This is a genomic window from Nostoc sp. TCL240-02 (assembly GCF_013343235.1).
Lineage (GTDB): Bacteria > Cyanobacteriota > Cyanobacteriia > Cyanobacteriales > Nostocaceae > Nostoc.
This window is the reverse complement of sequence record NZ_CP040094.1, coordinates 4075015-4095190: the sequence shown is the minus strand read 5'-3', so window position 1 is coordinate 4095190 and position 20176 is coordinate 4075015. Positions and strand designations below refer to the sequence as shown.

General features: G+C 39.1%; 11 protein-coding genes. 5 read left to right on the top strand and 6 right to left on the bottom strand.

What is annotated here, in order from left to right; translation table 11 throughout:
• The first annotated feature begins 244 nt into the window (after positions 1 to 244).
• Both FBB35_RS17420 and FBB35_RS17415 read left to right on the top strand, forming a co-directional pair.
• Positions 245 to 700: a hydrogenase maturation protease gene (locus FBB35_RS17420; RefSeq protein WP_174713678.1), complete on the top strand. Its 456-nt coding sequence runs from the start codon at positions 245 to 247 to the stop codon at positions 698 to 700.
• Positions 701 to 731: 31 nt separating this feature from the next.
• The gene (locus tag FBB35_RS17415) at positions 732 to 3518 is read left to right on the top strand and encodes a bifunctional acetate--CoA ligase family protein/GNAT family N-acetyltransferase (protein ID WP_174710714.1); all 2787 of its coding nucleotides are present in this window, start codon (positions 732 to 734) and stop codon (positions 3516 to 3518) included.
• 81 nt (positions 3519 to 3599) lie between these two features.
• Here the strand turns inward: FBB35_RS17415 and FBB35_RS17410 are convergent, their stop codons facing one another.
• Together FBB35_RS17410 and FBB35_RS17405 are read right to left on the bottom strand one after the other, a co-directional pair.
• The gene (locus FBB35_RS17410; protein WP_174710713.1) at positions 3600 to 3869 is read right to left on the bottom strand and encodes a hypothetical protein; all 270 of its coding nucleotides are present in this window, start codon (positions 3867 to 3869) and stop codon (positions 3600 to 3602) included.
• A gap of 611 nt (positions 3870 to 4480) precedes the next feature.
• On the bottom strand, positions 4481 to 5563 hold the full coding sequence (locus FBB35_RS17405; protein WP_174710712.1) for an ATP-dependent 6-phosphofructokinase: 1083 nt from the start codon (positions 5561 to 5563) through the stop codon (positions 4481 to 4483).
• 395 nt (positions 5564 to 5958) lie between these two features.
• On the opposite strand from FBB35_RS17405, the gene hoxE reads away from it, so the two are divergent.
• Together hoxE and FBB35_RS17395 are read left to right on the top strand one after the other, a co-directional pair.
• Entirely contained in the window at positions 5959 to 6492 is a 534-nt protein-coding gene (gene hoxE / locus FBB35_RS17400) for a bidirectional hydrogenase complex protein HoxE (protein WP_174710711.1), read from the top strand.
• On the top strand, positions 6479 to 8107 hold the full coding sequence (locus FBB35_RS17395) for a NuoF family protein (RefSeq protein ID WP_174710710.1): 1629 nt from the start codon (positions 6479 to 6481) through the stop codon (positions 8105 to 8107). Before hoxE ends, FBB35_RS17395 begins: the two co-directional genes overlap by 14 nt.
• A gap of 110 nt (positions 8108 to 8217) precedes the next feature.
• On the opposite strand, the gene FBB35_RS17390 is transcribed toward FBB35_RS17395, so the two are convergent.
• The 4 genes from FBB35_RS17390 to FBB35_RS17375 form a co-directional block, all read right to left on the bottom strand.
• A complete protein-coding gene (locus tag FBB35_RS17390) occupies positions 8218 to 13554 on the bottom strand; it encodes an ATP-binding sensor histidine kinase (RefSeq protein WP_174710709.1) in 5337 nt (1778 codons plus the stop codon).
• A 187-nt stretch (positions 13555 to 13741) separates the two neighbouring features.
• Positions 13742 to 16051: an FAD/NAD(P)-binding protein gene (locus FBB35_RS17385; protein ID WP_174710708.1), complete on the bottom strand. Its 2310-nt coding sequence runs from the start codon at positions 16049 to 16051 to the stop codon at positions 13742 to 13744.
• Positions 16052 to 16199: 148 nt separating this feature from the next.
• Positions 16200 to 17435 (bottom strand): hypothetical protein, encoded by a 1236-nt coding sequence (locus FBB35_RS17380; protein WP_174710707.1) that lies wholly within the window; start codon positions 17433 to 17435, stop codon positions 16200 to 16202.
• 356 nt (positions 17436 to 17791) lie between these two features.
• Positions 17792 to 17971 carry a hypothetical protein gene (locus FBB35_RS17375; RefSeq protein WP_174710706.1) on the bottom strand — a complete coding sequence of 60 codons (180 nt, stop codon included), beginning with the start codon at positions 17969 to 17971 and terminating at the stop codon, positions 17792 to 17794.
• A 1073-nt stretch (positions 17972 to 19044) separates the two neighbouring features.
• Here FBB35_RS17375 and FBB35_RS17370 point away from each other — a divergent pair.
• Positions 19045 to 19923 carry an alpha/beta hydrolase gene (locus FBB35_RS17370; RefSeq protein WP_174710705.1) on the top strand — a complete coding sequence of 293 codons (879 nt, stop codon included), beginning with the start codon at positions 19045 to 19047 and terminating at the stop codon, positions 19921 to 19923.
• Positions 19924 to 20176: the final 253 nt, after the last annotated feature.

Below are 20176 nucleotides of genomic sequence, written 5' to 3'. Positions count from 1 at the left end.
GGCAGATGCCTATCTCTTTTGCTTAACCTATGTTTCTTGCTTCAGAAATTTTCAAGCTAATTAATGCAATAGTTGGGCATCTTTATCTTGAAGTTAGAAAAAGAATTTGAGGAACTTGTGAGTATTTCTGTCAAGTTTCTCTATCTCCTCACAAGTTTCTCAAGTTTTTTTTCTAACTTTAAAATAGTGTTAGACAGCTAAAAATATGAATTCTAATGCGATGGGCTATGCTCCGCCGGAAGCGATGTCTACGACGGGCTACGCCTACGCCATTGGTTACGGTAATGAATTGCGTAGTGATGATGGCATTGGACAACGAGTAGCTAAGGCGTTGCATCTATCAAATGTGAAATCTCTTGCTGTCCATCAACTCACCCCTGAACTTGTTGAAGCTTTAGCCCATGCTGATTTGGCAATCTTTATCGATGCTTGTTTCACTTCTGAAAGTTCTCAAGTGCAAGTACAATCGCTTTCATCTGAATCTTTCAGCATTATCGCTGGACATACAGCCGATCCGCGATCGCTCTTAGCTCTCACTCAAGCCCTTTATAATCGTTGTCCACCAGCTTGGTGGATAAAAGTACCAGGCGTAAACTTTGAATTAGGCTACAGCTTATCACCAATCGCTGAAATTGGAGTAGCGATCGCTTTACAAAAAGTTACCCAAATTATAGACGAAAATTTTAGCTTACTTCTTTAAAAGATATTTCCACCACAGGTAACAGCAACTCATGCAAAAGCCTATCCAGTCATCTGTTGAACGCGCCTATGATATTTTGCGAACTGAAAAAGCTAACCCCCTTGATACTATTTTTACCCCAAAAAGTGTTGCTGTAATTGGTGCTAGCGAAAAAGCTGGTAGTGTTGGACGCACCCTACTATGGAATTTGATCGGCAATCCTTTTGGTGGAACTGTTTTCCCTGTTAATCCCAAACGGCACAGCATTCTGGGAATCAAAGCATACCCGACTATCTTTGATGTCTCAGAATTAGTTGATTTGGCAGTGATTGCCACCCCTGCAACAACAGTTCCAGGTATTATTGCTGAGTGCGTGGATGCAGGTGTGAAAGGTGCAATTATCCTTAGTGCTGGTTTTAAAGAAGCTGGTGCTGAGGGTGTAGCCTTAGAACAGCAAATACTTGAGCAAGCGCATCGTGGCAAAATGCGGATTATTGGCCCTAATTGCTTGGGTGTAATGAGTCCACGCACAGGTTTAAATGCAACTTTTGCCAGCACAATGGCGCGTCCTGGGAATGTCGGCTTCATTAGTCAAAGTGGAGCGCTTTGTACGGCTATCCTTGATTGGAGTTTTCGGGAAAACGTTGGTTTTAGCGCCTTTGTTTCTCTTGGCTCAATGCTGGATGTGGGTTGGGGAGATTTGATTTACTACTTGGGTGATGACCCGCACACCAAAAGTATTGTCATTTATATGGAATCAATTGGAAATGCGCGATCGTTTTTGTCAGCAGCGCGGGAAGTTGCTTTAACTAAACCGATTATTGTCATAAAAGCAGGTCGCACTGAAGCTGCTGCTTTAGCTGCTGCTTCCCATACTGGCGCACTGACAGGAAGTGATGAAGTTCTGGATGCAGCTTTCCGGCGTTGTGGAGTGTTGCGCGTCAACAGCATCTCTGATTTGTTCGATATGGCAGAGGTACTGGCAAAACAACCCCGTCCCCAAGGGCCACGGCTGACAATTTTAACTAACGCAGGTGGCCCTGGAGTCCTGGCGACTGATGCTTTGATTGCTGCGGGTGGAGAAGTTGCACCAATTTCTGAAGAAACTAGCGCATCCCTTAATCAACTCTTACCAGCACATTGGAGTCATGGCAACCCGATTGATATTCTGGGCGACGCTGACCCACAGCGATATACCAAAGCCTTAGAAATTGCTGCTAAAGACCTTAGTAGTGACGGCTTATTGGTGATTCTCACACCTCAAGCTATGACAGACCCCACCCAAACAGCCGAGCAATTGAAACCTTATGCACAGATAGCTGCTAAACCCATCCTTGCTAGTTGGATGGGAGGAGCAGATATTGCAGCAGGTGAGATGATTCTCAATCGCAACCATATTCCCACATATCCTTATCCTGATACTGCTGCTCGAATATTTAGTTATATGTGGCAGTCTAGTTATAACCTGCGTGGTATCTACGAAACTCCCATAATGCCTGCACTTGATTCTGCTTCAGGGATACCAGACCGTAACTGTGTGGAAAAAATTATCCAATCAGCACGTCAAGCAAAGCGAAATATTCTTACAGAGTTTGAATCGAAGCAAATTTTAGCTGCTTATGGGATTCCGGTGGTTGCAACTTGCGTTTCTAAAAGCGAGGATGAAGCAGTTCAATGTGCTGAAAAAATTGGTTATCCAGTTGTTTTAAAGGTGTTTTCCCACACAATTACTCATAAAACCGATGTTGGCGGTGTGCAGTTAAATCTAAGAGATGCTGAAGCTGTACGACACGCTTACAACACTATTGCAAAATCAGTGAATGAAAAAGTAGGTGTTGAGCATTTTTTAGGTGTAACCGTGCAGCCGATGGTAAAGATGGCTGGTTATGAACTGATTATCGGCAGTAGTATTGATGCACAGTTTGGCCCGGTGTTGCTTTTTGGCACAGGAGGACAACTAGTTGAGATTTTTCACGATCGCGCGATCGCACTTCCACCCCTAAATACCACTTTAGCGCGGCGGATGATGGAGCAAACGCAGATTTACAAAGCGCTTAAAGGAGTCCGGGGACGCAAAAGTGTTGATATGGCTGCCCTTGAACAATTAATGGTGGTATTTAGTCAATTAGTTATCGAACAACGTTGGATTAAGGAAATCGATATTAACCCGTTGCTGGCTTCATCTGAACAATTAATTGCCCTCGATGCGCGGATTATCCTGCACGAACCGAATGTTAAACAAAACGAACTACCAAAGTTAGCAATTCGACCCTATCCTACAAAATATATCAGCCAATGGACAATGAAAGATGGCACTCCGGTTATTATTCGTCCCATCCGTCCAGAAGATGAACCGTTGATGGTGCAATTTCACAAGACACTCTCAGAGGAAAGCGTTTATTTTCGTTATTTTCACTTAATTAAGCTCCAATCCAGAGTAGCCCATGAACGACTGACACGCATCTGTTTTATTGATTACGATCGCGAAGTAGCCCTAGTTGTGGAATATCAAAACCCCGAAACGCAGACACGGGAAATCTTAGCAGTCGGGCGGTTAAGTAAAATACATGGTACGAATGAGGCAGAATTTGCTATTGTGGTGTGCGATCGCTCTCAGTGCCAAGGTATAGGAACCGAGTTACTACAAAGGTTACTGCAAGTCAGTCGAGATGAGCAACTAAATAAAATTACTGCTGATATCTTGGTTGATAATTACGGTATGCAAAAAGTTTGTGAGAAACTGGGTTTTGATATCGAACGGACAGATGATCCTACTGTAGTCAAAGCCGAAATTGAAGTCAAAAAATCCCTCTCAACTGCTGACTATTCTAGCTACTGAGTTTTGGGCATAGTTGATGAAGAGGCGATGTCTGGGATGGGCTACGCTTATGCATTCATTGTGATTGAGAATTATCGTCCCCTAGGCTTTACCAAAATAATCGGCTGGTTTAGAACACAAGCCCGTTGGTTCAGAACACAAGTCTGTTGGTTCAGAACATAAGCCCGTTGGTTCAGAACACAAGCCCGTTGGTTCAGAACATAAGCCCGTTGGTTCAGAACACAAGCCCGTTGGTTCAGAACACAAGCCTGTTGGTTCAAAACACAAGCCTGTTGGTTCAGAACACAAGCCTGTTGGTTCAGAACACAAGCCCGTTGGTTCAGAACACAAGCCCGTTGGTTCAGAACACAAGTCTGTAGTGATTGCCTGACTTGAGATGAATATAGCGATAGCGATCGCTGATTTGTTCCAAAACTAGGTAGGCGTAGCTCGTCCTAGACATCGCCTAGAGAGTTGGGTTTTGCTTGGCAAAGATCCAAATTACAAATGATAACTCCCGGTTCGCCCATTTTTTCGGGAGTTAGAAAAAAGGCTACTCAGGGATAAAAGATTGACCACCAAGTTGGGTGTAAATAGTAGTCGGAAACCCAAGCAAAACAAGAATACGCTGTTGTAACGGAGAAAGAGTAGTCAAATGGGCGTAAACTTCATTTTTAATCTCAATCAATAGCAGGGTAATTTCCTTAAATACAGCAAGAAGCAGTTCAGCAGTGGGACGTGCAGTTTCTCGTTTAGGATTGACTCAAATGAGTACCAGTTGCGATCGCATTCGAGGTAACGTAATAGAGCTTCTAGACGGTCATCTGTAAGGTCGAGTCCACGTAACTCTTCTCCAAAAAATGTTTTCAACGTCTCTAACCTTTTAGAAGCCCAGGCTTGGACATGATTTAATGGGAAGATATCGCTCCCTATTTTATGCCTATTTTTCCTAACTCATTAAAAAATGGGCAAACCAAGAGTTATTAAATTGTGGTTATTGTCGGAGAAACATCTCCCATATAGGTACTGAGCGATCGCGCAGTTTGCACTAAGAAATTATTGGCATCTACAAAACATGGACTACAAGCCAAGACTGCTTCTAAAGGAACTGCTACAACTTGTCCATTTTGCCAAGCTACCATCTGTGCAGATTGTCCATCAGCTAATAAATCTACCGCAGCTTTGCCAAAAGCGGTTGCTAACAAACGGTCTAAAGCTGAGGGAATACCACCTCGCTGGATGTGTCCTAAAACGGAAACCCGAATGTCAATTTGATGGTTACTGCAACAGCGAAGTTCATCGGCAATATATTGACCCATACCACAGGATGGCTTTTCGCAGGATGGAGGGCTAGATGAATCGGCTGCTATTTGAGCGCCTTCTGCCACAACGATAATTGCAAATCTACGTCCCCAGCGATCGCGTAATTCTGCTAAATGTTCGCACACACCTTTTATTGTATAGGGAATTTCGGGAATCAAAATCACATCTGCACCACCTGCAATGCCGGAGTGTAGTGCTAAGTGACCTGCTTTGCGTCCCATAACTTCAACAATCATGACGCGATCGTGGCTGGCCGCTGTAAATGTCAAACGATTCAAAGCATCAACAATCGTATTAACCGCCGTATCAAACCCAACTACTCTTTCTGTCTTGCCGACATCATTATCAATTGTTTTCGGAATGGCGATAAACTGCCAGTTTCCCTGGCTTTGTAGTTGGTTGAGAATTGCTAAACTGCCATCTCCACCAATACCAATTAAGGCATCTAGTTCTAAAGCATGATAGCCTGCAACAATCTCGTCAATATGAGCTAAAGTATCACCTTTGTTGATGCTACCCAAAATTGTACCTCCCATATTCAGCAAGGGGTCAATCCCACGTAGGTCTAGACCATGTATCCTCAGAGGAATTGCCTTTCTCTCTAAAAGCCCTCTAGTTGCATAAGGAATACCCACTATCTGCCAGTTATAAGTGAGGGTGGCGTGGCTAACAACTGCCCGAATCACAGCATTAAGTCCGGGACAGTCGCCACCACTGGTAAGAATGCCAAGTCGTTTTTGCATAGTCATCACACCTCAACAATAAAAGTAGAGGAACCACTGACTACGTTCTATCTTTTGTAGCAGGTGGCGTGGCAGAAAGTAAGAGGCGGAAGATTAGGATTTCTTCTGCCTCGGCGTTTAAACCCTGTTTTGTCTATATATTGAGGTTAAGCCAAAAATCTGTGGAAGTTGTGAGGATATAAACTTATAGCATTGATAACGCGGCGAAAATTAGGCATTATTCTCTAAATTATAAGTCTTTTCTCTGGATCTCTGCGCCTGGAGCCTGGTTAAATCATATCCTTATCCAGCAACGCCAAAAATTTACTTACTCTCCTCACAAGTTCCTCAAGTTGTTTTCCTATCATCAAAATTGTGAGACTCATAATATCCTGAAAAAAGGAGAGGCTCAAACGATGAATTCAATATCTGGTGTTAAAAGTAACAACATAACAAAGATATCTTCTCTAACTCACGGTGATAAGCGCTTTAAAATGCTGGAAGCAACTATCAAACGCTACCAGTATGAACAGAATGCACTCATTGAAATATTGCATAAAGCGCAGGAACTTTTTGGCTATTTAGAAAACGATATATTAATTTACATTGCTCATAGTCTCAAACTGCCACCTAGTCGAGTTTATGGTGTTGCCACGTTCTACCATTTGTTTTCACTTGCACCTAGTGGCGTGCATACCTGTGTGGTGTGTACGGGTACAGCTTGTTACGTCAAAGGCGCTCTAGCTATCCTGGCAAACGTAGAAAAGTCTACTCACATTCACGCTGGTGAAACCTCAGCAGATGGTCAAATTTCACTGTTAACAGCAAGATGTCTGGGTGCTTGTGGAATTGCGCCTGCTGTAGTTTTTGATGGTACTGTTTTAGGCAATCAAACTGCTGAATCAGTCCTTAAGCGCATCAAAGGATGGTTGCAAGATGGATCTACCTGAATTAATTGAAATTTCCCAAAAAGAACGTGCTTTAGAGAAACCTGTGCAAATTCGTTGTTGTGTTGCAGCTGGTTGTCTATCTGCCAATTCACAAGCCGTCAAACAGCTTTTGGAAGAGGGTGTCATAGCAGAAAATTTGGCAGAAACAGTAGAAGTTCGTGGCGTTGGTTGTATGCGTTTGTGCTGTAAAGGCCCATTAGTACAGGTTAGGAAAAACACCGAACCAGAAAGTCTAGATACGCTTTATGAGAAAGTTACACTTAGTGATGCCTCCTCAATTATCACTGCTCTCAATGGAGGAGAAACAACAGTTCAACAAGGTGATTTAACTCATCCATTTTTTACGTCTCAGATGCCGATTGTTTTAGAAAACAGTGGCAAAATCGACCCAGAACGGATTCAATCTTATATTGCCACCAAAGGTTATCAAGCGCTTTACCATGTCTTACGGGAGATGACACCCAACAAAGTAGTAGATGCGATTACCCGCAGTGGTTTACGGGGACGTGGTGGTGCTGGTTATCCTACAGGTTTAAAATGGGCAACAGTTGCCAAAGCAAAAAGTAGCGAACAAAGCGATCGCAAATTCGTAATTTGTAACGCCGATGAGGGAGATCCGGGGGCATTTATGGATCGTAGCGTCTTAGAAAGTGATCCTCATCGCGTTTTGGAAGGAATGGCGATCGCAGCATATTCTGTAGGCGCAAATCAAGGCTATATCTACATTCGGGCAGAATATCCCATTGCTATCAATCGTCTGCAAACTGCCATTCGTCAAGCCCAACGCCTTGGCATCTTGGGCACTCAAATTTTCAACTCTCGATTTGATTTTAAAATTGATATTCGTATCGGTGCTGGGGCTTATGTTTGTGGTGAAGAAACTGCTTTAATGGCTTCTATTGAAGGTAAACGCGGCACTCCTCATCCCCGTCCGCCCTACCCTGCTGAGTCTGGTTTATGGGGTCATCCTACTTTAATTAATAACGTTGAAACCTACGCTAATATTGCACCCATTATTCGCAAAGGTGCTGACTGGTTCGCCAGCATTGGCACCGAAAAGAGTAAAGGCACAAAGGTTTTTGCATTGGCAGGCAAAATCCGTAACACAGGTTTGATAGAAGTACCGATGGGAACTTCATTAAAGCAGATTGTGGAAACAATGGGCGGTGGCGTACCAGATGGTGGTGTGGTAAAAGCAGTACAAACTGGTGGCCCTTCCGGGGGGTGTATTCCAGCAACAGCTTTTGATAGTCCGGTAGATTATGAATCACTCACTCGATTGGGTTCGATGATGGGTTCCGGCGGCATGATTGTCATGGATGAAACTACCAATATGGTGGATGTCGCCCGCTTTTTCATGGAATTTTGTATGGATGAATCGTGTGGTAAGTGCATTCCTTGTCGGGTGGGAACGGTGCAGTTGTATCGGTTATTAACAAAGATGAGTGAAGGTAAAGCATCTCTTGCTGATTTGGAATTGTTGGAAGAACTATGCGACATGGTGAAGCATACTAGTTTGTGTGGTCTTGGTCAGTCTGCACCCAATTCGGTATTTAGTACCTTACGTTATTTCCGTGATGAGTATTTGGCTTTGATCGACAAACCCATTAGTTAAAGCTCATATTAGAGAGTGTGACTAAGTTAGTCACATTAATTAAACAATGTGTTTTCGTCTGGAAGGGATTTAATATTGGTGCATTTTTTGATGACATATCTGATGCTAAATTACCGCTTTTGCCGACAGGGAATTTGAATAATAAACTCTGCACCCTGTCCAGGTGCTGAAATGCACTCTATTGTCCCGTGATGTTTATCTACTACAATTTGATAAGTGATTGATAATCCTAAACCAGTACCTTGTCCCACAGGTTTAGTAGTGAAAAAAGGATCAAATATTTTTTGTCTAACACTATCACTCATACCAACCCCATTATCCCTAATGAAAATAGCCACTAAATCAGGATTGACTAATTGGGTACGAATAGCGATCGCACTAGAATCACTCTTAATTACCTCTGCTGTTGTTTCCTTATTTGACCTTTCTAAAGCATCAATCGCATTATTCAGAATATTCATAAATACCTGATTGAGTTGCCCAGCATAACATTCCACGTTTGGCAACTCACTATAATTTTTGATAATCTCAATTGCAGGCTTACCTGGTTTGACTTGAAGACGGCTTTGCAAAATTAGTAACGTACTCTCAATTCCCTGATGAATGTTAACAGGTTTCATATCAGCCTCATCCAACCGAGAAAAATTACGCAATGTCAGCACAATTTCTCGAATGCGTTGCGTGCCAATTTTCATCGAAGATAAAGTTTTAGGTATATCTTCTTTAATAAAATCAACATCAATATTCTCTAAAAACTCTTCAATCTCTGGTGCTACATTAGGGTAGATATTTTGATAAATATTAATTAAACTAAGTAAATCCTGTGTGTAATTATTAATGTGATCTAAATTGCCATGAATAAAGCTTACAGGGTTATTAATTTCATGAGCAATACCAGCAATCATTTGACCCAAACTGGACATTTTTTCTGTTTGAATAAGTTGAGCTTGAGCTAATTTTAATTCATGCAGTGTTTGATTTAATCGCACATTTTTATCATTTATCTCCCTCGTTCTTTCCTCAATTTTCTCCTCTAAATTTGCGTAGAGTCGGGCATTTTCTAAGGAAATAGCTGCTTGCGAAAATAGTATTTTTAATACTTGTATTCTATCTGACGTAAATGCTCCCACTGTTAAATTATTCTCTAAGTAAAGTAACCCAATTACTTTGCCTTGATTCACAATACAAGTACACATAAGAGATTTTATACGATGCTCAATAATGTACGGGTCTATCATAAAACTACCTTCATTACTGGCATCAGATAAAACCACATCCTTTTTTGTTCTTGTGACATAATTAATTACAGATATAGGCAATTTATGACTGTTTTCGACTGGTATTGATTGACCAACAGTTAAATCATCTTGGTCTACATCTGCTTGAGCCTCAATAAATAATTTTCCTCCTTTCTCTAGAAGTAAAATACCAGTTTGAGCGCCAGCATTCTCAATTACAATTGTCATTAATTTTTCTAGCAAACTTTCCAATAAAATTACTTCTGATAAAGCTTGCGATGCTTTAATAACTGTAATAAAATCTAGACCACTTGACTTTTCATTAGCAGTAGAAGTAGTAATAGTATTACTTATAAAGCCTATTTGAGAGTGAGCGGAAACCTTAGCAATTAATTCTGGGTATTTTGATTCCAGATCCTTAAATTTAGCACTTGCTCCCCAACGGCGATAACCATAATGTGCCTTTGTCATGTATAGTGAGGCAAATTCATTTCTTCCTAGACTGAGATAAAATTCTGCTGCACATTCATAAGCTAGCGCCTCTTCATGAATATATCCAAAATTATGAGCCCCTTGAATCGCGCGATCGTAGTGTTCCATTGCTACTAAGACTTGGCCTAAAAATCGTGCTTTTTCTGCCTCTACTAGATCGTATTTGTGCTGATTATTTACAGGTGCATGATCTGCCCATTCTTTTAATTGTTTTTGATTTTGTTCTACTATCTCTATATCAGCTTTTGTATCTGTTTGAGAAGTAGTCTTTAAAAAGAAGGCTAACAATGCCAGAGAATAATAAAATTTATATTCACATAGATAAACAGTCCCACTAACGGCAACTTCATACTGTTGTGCTAATTGAGCATTTTTAACAGACTGGCTATAATCTTTAAAGAAATAACTCAAAATGCTTTTGGCAAGATAACTATAAAAGATAGCTGTAATATTTCCTGCCATTCTCTGCATTACGGACTCATTAAAACTATCACCTTCTAAGTAAGATTCATTATCAGTCCCTTGAACTAGTTCGATTACCATTTGTTTTAAAATAAGCAAACAAATGGTAAAATGCTCTTGCTTAATCTTGTGTGCTAAATTAATATATTGTTCTAGTCTTTGTTCAACAATTTCTAAGTTTTCTCCAACCCAAAAAGGATGCCAACAAACTAATAATCCATTGTACCCCACATACTCAATATCACCTGTATCTAAACCACTTTGAACACCATCTTGTAAAGGTTCTATAGTTGCTTTAATATGTTCTTTCCAATGTCTAACAAAAATATTAAATAGTGCATAAACTTTAGATTTTATTTCTCTAGCGTTGAATTTATCTAAAATCTGCAAAGATAATTTACCAAATCTATAACCTGATTCAATTTCCTTAAGAGGCCCACATAAAATTAGCCCATAAAAACCATAGGCATAAGCTGCAAAAGATGAATTGCCATACTGCACACATAAATCAACCATCGTAAAAGCAATCAGTGGTAAAAGTGCAGGATCGGCTAAATAAGCCGGAGGCATAGCTGTCATTAGTATCCTCATAGCAGCTAGCTTATGAGCATCAGTCATTTCTGGTAGATTGACTAATTCTTCAACTTTTAAATCTGCTGGTGGAGTTTGAGATAAAGAAACTCCCAGCATCTCTAGCACCTGCAAATCTAAATCTAATGCTTCTTGCATTTGATTTTGAGCAACATAGAACTGAATTTTTTTCTCATATACTTTAACAGCATCCAGAATAGTTTTACTATTACTTATCACACTGGTAAATAATGCTTCTGCTTGCTCAAAATTTGTATTTAAATACTCTGCTTCTACGGTTTCTACATGGAGACTAAGAGTTAATTCATAATAGTTTTGCCAACAATCGACTGCAAGTAAACTTAGACCTTGCCTCAGAAACTTTACAGCAGATTCGTAAGCAGCAGAATCCTTAGCTTTCTGCCCAGAAATAAGATTTAACTTTGCTATTTTATATCTTTCTTCTAGAGAGGTAATCAGTTCAATACCGATATTTAATTGGTTAACAATATCGAAGATTCTTTCTTCTAGTAAACTTTCATCTATATTCTTTAATAGCAGCCTACCAATATTTAAGTGAATTTCCTTTTTCTGCTCATTGGGTATCAAAGCATAAGCCGCTTGTTGAACGCGATCATGAAGAAATTTATAATCAATTACAAAAATCTCAACATAATCTAATAGATGTGGTAGTTTATAATTATCGCTTAAAGGTATAATTAAACCAGCTTGTAATGCTTCCCAAATCTCTAAAGCTGTGTCATTATGAGATTTTTCGTTAATACAAGAAAGTATTTTTAAATTAAATCGATTGCCAATACATGCAGCTATTTTTAAAATATTTTGTGTAGTATATTTGAGTTTTTGAATTTTACCTATCATTAATTCAACAACATTATCAGTAATTTCTAACATCTGAATATGCTGAATATCCCATTGCCATTGACCAGTAAGAAAATCAAACAAAAGTAAATTTTCTTTATGAATGAACTTGAGTAATTGATTTATAAAGAATGGATTACCAGCAGTTTTATTGAAAATTAATTTTGCTAACTCTTTGGAATTTTCTAAACTAGATTTTAGAGTGTCGCTAACTAATTGACAAATATGAGTAATTTTTAGATTTTGACAGTAAATAATCTGGACGGGGCTACTATTCTTTTCAATTTCCTGCAAAACTAACATTAAAGAATGGCTAGCATCAACTTCATTATCTCGATAAGCTCCTATGAGTAATAAATATTGAATTTCAGCATCTGTAATCAATAACTGAATTAATTTTAATGAAGCTAAATCTGCCCATTGTAAATCATCTAAAAATACAACTAATGGATGTTCTTTTTGAGCAAACACATTGATAAACTTTTGAAAAACCAAGTTAAAGCGATTCTGTGCTTCTGCTGAAGCTAGTTGTGGGACTTCTGGTTGTTTACCAATAATCAGTTCTAGTTCAGGAATGACATCAATAATAATTTGAGCATTCGGAACTAAAGCCTCTAAAAGTTTTTCTTTCCAAGTAGATAATTGTGCTTCACTTTCTGTCAGTAATTGCTGTATTAACTCTTGAAATGCTTGAATCAGGGAAGCATAAGGAATATTGCGCTGAAATTGCTCAAATTTACCAGCAATAAAATAGCCTCTGTTTTTGATAACAGGTTTATGAATTTCGTTAACTAATGCTGATTTACCAATACCTGAGTAACCTGCAACCAATATTAATTCTTTATTTCCTTGATTAACTTTTTCAAAAGCATTCATTAAGATATCTATTTCTGCTTCTCGTCCATACAACTTTTCGGGAATTTGCAGTTGGCTAGAATGATCCCGCTGGCCAATAGAAAAGTTGGTTATAGAGTTAGTTTGCTCTAATTGATCGAGACAAGTTTCTAAATCAGCTTTAATTCCAAAAGCACTTTGATATCTTCCCTCAGCAGTTTTGCTGAGTAATTTCATAATAATTGCAGAAATTACTTGAGGGATTTGTGGATTTAATTGTTCTACTGCTATGGGTTGTCTAGCAATATGACAATGAACTAACTCCATTGGATCGGTTGCTGAGAATGGTAACTGACCTGTGAGCATTTCATAAAAAGTTACACCCAAGGAATAAAAGTCTGTACGGTAATCAACTGACCGATTCATTCTTCCCGTTTGCTCTGGAGACATATAGGCTAGAGTTCCTTCAAGCAAATCAGGATTATTGAGTTTGGCTTTCTCTTGAAAAAGCAATGATGAGATAGAAAAATCAATGATTTTAACTTGACAGGTTGCTAAATTAACAATAATATTCTGTGGTTTAATATCTTTATGGATAATATTATTTTGGTGTAATTCACCTAAAGCTTGAGTAATTTGAATGCCTACATTGAGAAAATTTCGTAACTCAATTTTTTCTGCCTGGATAGTTTTGTATAGAGAAATTCCATCAAAATTTTCTAAAACAATAGCAAAACCATTGTTGTATTTTTCTAAGCTATGAGCTTGAATAACTCCTGAGATATCTAAATTTTTGATTAGCTCATATTCATGTTTAAAGGCTGCTATATCTCTTAGCTCAGGGTATTCTGTTTTTAAAAGCTTAATAACTACTATTTGACCATCTTGATTTCTCCTGGCTCGATAAACAGCAGTTTTTATCCCCTCATCAATTAATTCTATAATTTGGTAATTCGATAATGTAATCATTGGTAATACTAATATTTAAAAAAACTTCAAAGTTCCAACTAATGAACCTATTATTAAAAGAATAATAAATACATTTTTAAAATCTGTTATAGAACAAACATTAAAAATGTATCGATTTATCAGATAGTATAGGTTTTAACAACCTAAATAATGCTAATTTTTGTTGAGTTTGTTAAAATGCACCTCATTATAACCAAGAATCCCACTCACCAATAATTTCTTTGGTGTATTTTATATGGAAGCATTGGTTTAGAATAGCTCGTGTTGCTTGCATTGCAGACATGACTGTAGCTTCTACACAACCGGAATTGTAACCGTTGTTAATCCAGTCGCCAGCTAGATAAAGGTTATCAAACCCAGATTCATCAGTTTTGAGCCGATGCTTGCTACTTCCAGGTACAGACAGCACATATCGTTCTGATGGGTTAATGTTAACTCGCCAGTATTGAGCTTTAAAGCGTTCTACTGCCTGACGGTTTTGAAAATCTATTAGTAAATCCCAATTCAATCCTTGGGGATTTTTTGGCTGAGTAGCATCAGGCCAAAGCTGTCCGATGTGATTATTCAGGAAGTTAATTGCTTCTTGTTGTACCTTTTTTTGAGCTTTATCTGGAAAATCATAAGCTGTGTGGGGAGGAATCCCTGGATCTGCAATTACACCCGTGAAATAAGCTGCATTGTAAGGATAATAATCGGAAGGCCAATTTTCTCGTTGTACTAACTCGCTCATATCTGCATAGACATCAAGTGGTTCAACGTAAGCTCCTAGCACAGGGCTAGGTTGTTGCCATCCTAATTGCGATAAGGTAGGCTTCAGCCATATTTGTCCGCCTTGAGTAGTTACTGTTTTGACTTGCGTTAACATCTCGCTCCATTTTTGGTGAGCCGGATTTTTTTTAGCATGGAGCAATTCACTGCAAATGGAGGGTAAAGCGGCTATAGAAATTCCCAGCAACACAATATCAAAATCATTGCCTTTAGTGAGGGTAATTTTATCTACATTCTGCCAAGGTGTCCAATATGACTCAAGGTTAATTTCTTGGTCTTGGAGTTTTTGGGCTTCTTCATCGACAATCTGATCGTAAAGAGGTTCACTAGGCCAACAACGAATGTCTTTAACTGTGATAAGTGGTTGATATTCTTGCTTTGGGTTTTTTAAATTTACTTGACGAGCCAAAGTTATACTGGCAATTGATTGCTGATTTTGATCCAAATGTAACTGCTTGACAACATGGAAGAACTTGAATTTTACACCACGACGCTTTAGCACTTCATATAGTGGAGTGATGACTACATCTGCCATCCCTGATTGCATTTTCCACATGATTGCGCCATTGTATTTGAACAAGATAGTGGTGAGGACACGAATAGCTGTTCCGGCTGCTAGTTGGGGTTTATCGGTATTACCTTCTGGAAAACCATACACTAAATCGTATAAGACGCGAATAAATGCTGATTTAACGCTTGATTCTCTAGCTCCGTGTTTTAGTAGCCAGTCTTTGTAGTTGTACTCATCTAAACTGTCTAGGGAACGAAAATCAATTATCTCATCGACAAACAAACCCCGGATGTTTGCTAATGCTAAATCGATGAGTGTTAAACGCCACAACATATCAGGGTTTTGCCCAATCTTAGATTCTATCTCAGAGATTAAGTGTTCTTTAAAGCGGTCTATGAGCTTAAGAATTAACTGATGATGTTCGCGTCTGTGAGTTTTGGTATTTTTGGGAAGTGATTTAGCTAGGTTGTAGGCAAGATTTAAAAATACTTTTTCAGAAGTCAAATCTAGGTTTTGAAGGATATTACCAATAAATTGGTTGATATTGTTCAGCCATCCTCCCCAAAACATGGGTTGTTGGAGAAATAACTGAATCAACTGGCTAGGAAACTGTAAGAGACTACTATCTGATAAACATTCCATTACCTCTTTGCCTAATGCCATTTGTTTGGCAAAAGATGTTGAAGAACTTTTGGTAGACTTTGACTGACTATAATCATCAATTACTCCGTAAGTCTGAATGACAAATTCAATGGTTGTGCAGATATGTTCCCAAAGGGAAGAAATGCCGCCGCCTTCCCAAGGAACTAGAGAATTGGTAGGAAAATCAAAAGGTAAAGTTTTCCAATTTTTATTGATGTATTCTTCTAAGACGATGAGACTGTGAGGCTTGAATGCGTCTTCTATGGTGCTGAAAGGCCCGTTACCACCTAATTCGTCGTAGCATTGCTTGAGTAGACGAAAAGCATTTTCGTAGAATCCAAAAAAAATGTGCAGTCCGTGTTCTTCGATGCGATAGTCTGGTTCAGAATTGGGTGTATGGGGTTTGATATTGCGTCCAGTTGCACATTTACCACCCAAACGCCAACCTGTTTGATAAATAGTAATATCGTAGAGACTATCCCACCCTGATTGACTGGTTAATTCATAAGCAGTGGTTAGGGATGATATTCCACCGCCTAAAATAGCGATTTTTTTGGGCTTAAAGGTTTCAGACATATTTGTTTTTCCTGATGCTAGTTGAGAAAGTTTGGGCGACTAGAAGTCGCGGCTACACAGGCAAAACCTGCCTTCGCAGGTTAGTAAACCCTTGATTTTGCATTAGATGGACTTTGCTTGTGTAGTAGGGAATTATATTTGCCCAATGCTAATTTTTCTGTGGTGCTTGCCAAACGGTTTTCCCATCTTTGAGGGTGAAGTCGAAGTGCAGCACGAAACCGAGTTTTACGGGGATATTTATGGATTCGCTACCTGCGGGATAGCCTTTATGTAGTCCTAAGTCTTGGACGATTGGTTGGCTAGCGAAGTTATTGATTTTTAGTTGAAATTGATCGCCAAAGAGTTTTCCGCCATAGAAGGTTTGTAGTTGCATGGGGGATTCAATCAGTGCTTGATAGCAGGCTTTTTTGCTGTTTTCTACGTCGCGGATTTGTTTAAGGGTAACGAGAGGGACGATTTTTTCTAAGAGATATTCGAGGAGATTGAAGGGTAACTGTAAGCCAGGAATCAGAATTTCGTTTTTGTCAAATAATAAACTAGCGATCGCTCTTGCTGCTTCCTCAAAGGTGTCCCATGTCTTGATGGCTTGATGTTTCTCTCCTGTATTGACGCGTTGAACTTCCAGCAGGCGAGCATCTAGAGATTGGCTTGTAGGAGAAAATTCTTTAAATACTAAGGTATCTACAGTGAATAAATCTGGTTCTTGATTTAATTCAGGGATCTGAAATAGGCCAAGTTCTTTAAAGAAGCCATAGACTTCTCTACCCGAAACTAGGATGGGAGAATTATTCACGTACACGTAAGGCATAAACCAAGCTAGGCGTTCGGCTATAAATAAAGGCCCGACTCTTTTACCTACCACTGTTAACATCCAAAAGATGGCTTCTTCTTCATGCACAGTTCCTTTGTCATAGTCGGGAGGATAGATGGAACTTAAAGAATCTATCTTGTTGAATGTCAGAACGAGATAGTTCATCGCTGGGCGATATTCAATCTCTCCGTTATTGGGATCGTTGAGATATTTATCACACACCTCTTGCAACTTCGCCATTGAACCCTCAACGACAAAGCCGTACATTTTTGTCCCTTTGATTTCATAGGGTTGGTTAAAAGCCTGCCCATCTGCCCGTTCTATATATTTGGGATATGGTGATTTGTCACCACCTCCGCAAAAGTAATTTTTGAAAAAACTATTCATATCTTGTTCCATATTTTTGCCTTTTACTGCTAAATCTTGGAACAATTGATCCGGCTTTTGTTGCATTCTGGTAAAGTAATTGGTGAGTTTTTGGGGCTCCTGAAGTAGGGCCGTAAATTCACTAACAGCACCTAAAGCCGTATGGAAACTTGTTTGCATTGTCTGCAAAGGGTTGTTGGGGTTCATCGTATTTTGGATAAGTGGCTTGGTTTTTTTATACTAGTCTAGTCGCCTAGTCATATATACAGAGAGATGAGAATATTAGATACCTCTCTGTTTCTGTCCTATTGTGTCAAAGGAGTTTTAATTTGTCCTTATTAAAATTAGAAATTTTGAAAAAATGCTTAAAAATGCTTATATAAGTGCGTTTTAAGCTTTTATGCGGTGCGGGGAAGCTGTGAATAATCATGGTTTTGCCCATAAATTTGGCTACATAGAGAATCTAAATGTTTTGGTAGGTTCAGCTTTTATATTTAGCCGTTGCAGAACTACAGTCAGTATATGAATTGTCAAAATCGTAAAGGTATTGTGGGGTAATACTTTCATCCTCGATAATTTGTAATTTGAATCCCATCAGTACAGGGTCTTGTTTTAAGTTTTCCCTCAGCAGATGCTTTTATACCAAAAGGATCTACTAAACCAAATCTTCGCGCCAGATTTCCCGCCAACTCCCCACTCCAATGGCCAACATCAGCAGTGATTTCGCCAATCTTGGGATACACTGCGATCGCATACGCTTCACATAAGAGAGCGATGCCTACATAGGTAAACTAGGCATCCTTAACTTTGACGGTGTAATATCTGCTTAACTTCATAGAACTGACAATTTGCCAATGCCTGCACTGTCACAGATACCATCGGTAAGTACTGGAATTTCACTAAAAAATGATGGGGCTTCATGTTGCCCAATGGAAATTTCAACTCCTTCTGTCTAGCGGGTAAGATTCATTACCTTTGACTAGGCTAAATAAGCGGTATCCCGGTTCTCCCTTATGTGTCAATACTTCTTTGGTTCCTAGTTCATCCGTTTGAGCGCGATCGCAAATCTACTCTAATTGCTCTTTAGAAAGCTGTTGAAACAAATCTAAGTTGATCAATTCTTCAATACATAACATGAATCAACCTCCTTAGTTTGTCTTACTCAAGCTAAAGATTGTCTAGATAGCGCTTACCACCGCAACTATCACAAGGAGTAGATCAATTATTTCAATGATTTATTTGATCTTAACTTTACAAAGGTCAGAAAATAGTGAATTTTTATTCAAGAATAAAAATTAAACTTGCGTAATAGAACGCAAAAACAGTAAATTTATCAAAGGACTTACACCGAAATTCTACAGCATTATTTACTTTTTTATTTTATTGATTTGTGTGAATAGATGTTTTAAATCTTTTATGAAAATCTTATAAAATTCAGTAATAAAATGCGTGGCGGGAAGGTTTTGTGTTTTGTTATATCACTTACTTTAATCAGATTTATGATGAGTATTTCAGTAATATTATAGGCTGTTTCTCATATCAAGTTTCATGTAATTGTTTAGCGATTCTTATGACTAATTTAAAGCAACGTAAGACTTTGACTTTATAAGGAATTAATTCACTCAAAAATTTAGTTGAAGAAGAATTCAGAAGTCAAAATCAAGACGCGACGCTCTCTACGAGACGCTATGCCGCAGGCTTTACGCTGCGCTATCCGCTTTTTCGTTCAGGAGTCAGAATGGGCTAAACCCTAGCTATCCGCTAACAGAATGAATTTGTTTTGATTAAAATCATTTGCCCTAAACCAGAAAACTCAATGCTGTATCAAAATTTTCAAACTCAAGCCGAGCTAGATTACCAGTACAATCCCAGTGAACTAGGTCTTGATATACCTGGATACATGAATTTGTATGCCGCAAACAGTGCTAAGGTGCGTGAAAAATTACGCTGTCATCTAAATGTTGTTTTTGGTTCTACCGTAGTCGAACATCTAGATATTTTTCCTGCAACGCAACCACAAGCACCAATTTTGGTATTTATCCACGGTGGCTATTGGATAATGTCCGACAGTAAAGATTTTAGCTTTGTCGCCCAAGGTCTTGTAGCTGCCAATGTTACAGTGGTGGTGGTCAACTATGCCTTGTGTCCCAAAGTAACCATTGATGAGATTGTCCGCCAAAATCGTTCAGCGATCGCCTGGATTTATAATAACGCAGAAAGCTTTGGTGCAGACCCCAATCGCATCCATGTAGCTGGTCACTCAGCCGGTGGTCACTTAACTGCGATGCTTATGGCTACAGACTGGAAAAACGACTATGGACTACCAGATGACATCATTAAAGGTGGTTGTGCTATTAGCGGTTTATTTGATTTGATGCCATTTCCCTACACTTGGCTACAACCCAAAATACAATTGACTTGGGGTGAAGTTCTTCGCAATAGTCCTATCCGTCATCTTCCTGAAAAAGCTGGTTCTCTACTTGTAACTTATGGCGGCAAAGAGACTTCAGAGTTTGAACGACAATCGCTAGATTTTCTGGCTGCATGGAAAGAAAAAGAATTGCCTGGTGAATATTTACCACAGCCCAATGAAAACCACTTTACGATCGTGAATGGTTTTTTAGATAGTGACAGTCCATTGTGTACGGCTATTTTGAGACAAATAATGGTATTGAAAAAGGAACCCAAATTTTGAATTTTTACTTTCTTCTAATATTACAGTAGAGCAATTCTTTTTATCTTTTAAGAGTGTCGAAATGAGGGGGCTAGCACTGCAATCATTAAAGTACTACAACAAATATAATTGTCATAATCAATCCCTGTGGTTAGGGATTAATCTAGCGATCGCTCATACGGAACCGCGATCGCTTTTCTAATGATATCAAGCCGCGATCGCACTACTTCACAAATCCCGCGCAACTGAACTTGTATTGTGTCCGGTTAAAGAC

What these genes read in the sequence shown, in the direction of transcription:
- FBB35_RS17420 (WP_174713678.1), top strand. Translation starts at nt 245, where the DNA reads ATGTCTACGACGGGCTACGCCTACGCCATTGGTTACGGTAATGAATTG.
- FBB35_RS17415 (WP_174710714.1), top strand. Translation starts at nt 732, where the DNA reads ATGCAAAAGCCTATCCAGTCATCTGTTGAACGCGCCTATGATATTTTG.
- FBB35_RS17405 (WP_174710712.1), bottom strand. Translation starts at nt 5,563, where the DNA reads ATGCAAAAACGACTTGGCATTCTTACCAGTGGTGGCGACTGTCCCGGA.
- hoxE (WP_174710711.1), top strand. Translation starts at nt 5,959, where the DNA reads ATGAATTCAATATCTGGTGTTAAAAGTAACAACATAACAAAGATATCT.
- FBB35_RS17395 (WP_174710710.1), top strand. Translation starts at nt 6,479, where the DNA reads ATGGATCTACCTGAATTAATTGAAATTTCCCAAAAAGAACGTGCTTTA.
- FBB35_RS17390 (WP_174710709.1), bottom strand. Translation starts at nt 13,554, where the DNA reads ATGATTACATTATCGAATTACCAAATTATAGAATTAATTGATGAGGGG.
- FBB35_RS17385 (WP_174710708.1), bottom strand. Translation starts at nt 16,051, where the DNA reads ATGTCTGAAACCTTTAAGCCCAAAAAAATCGCTATTTTAGGCGGTGGA.
- FBB35_RS17380 (WP_174710707.1), bottom strand. Translation starts at nt 17,435, where the DNA reads ATGAACCCCAACAACCCTTTGCAGACAATGCAAACAAGTTTCCATACG.
- FBB35_RS17370 (WP_174710705.1), top strand. Translation starts at nt 19,045, where the DNA reads ATGCTGTATCAAAATTTTCAAACTCAAGCCGAGCTAGATTACCAGTAC.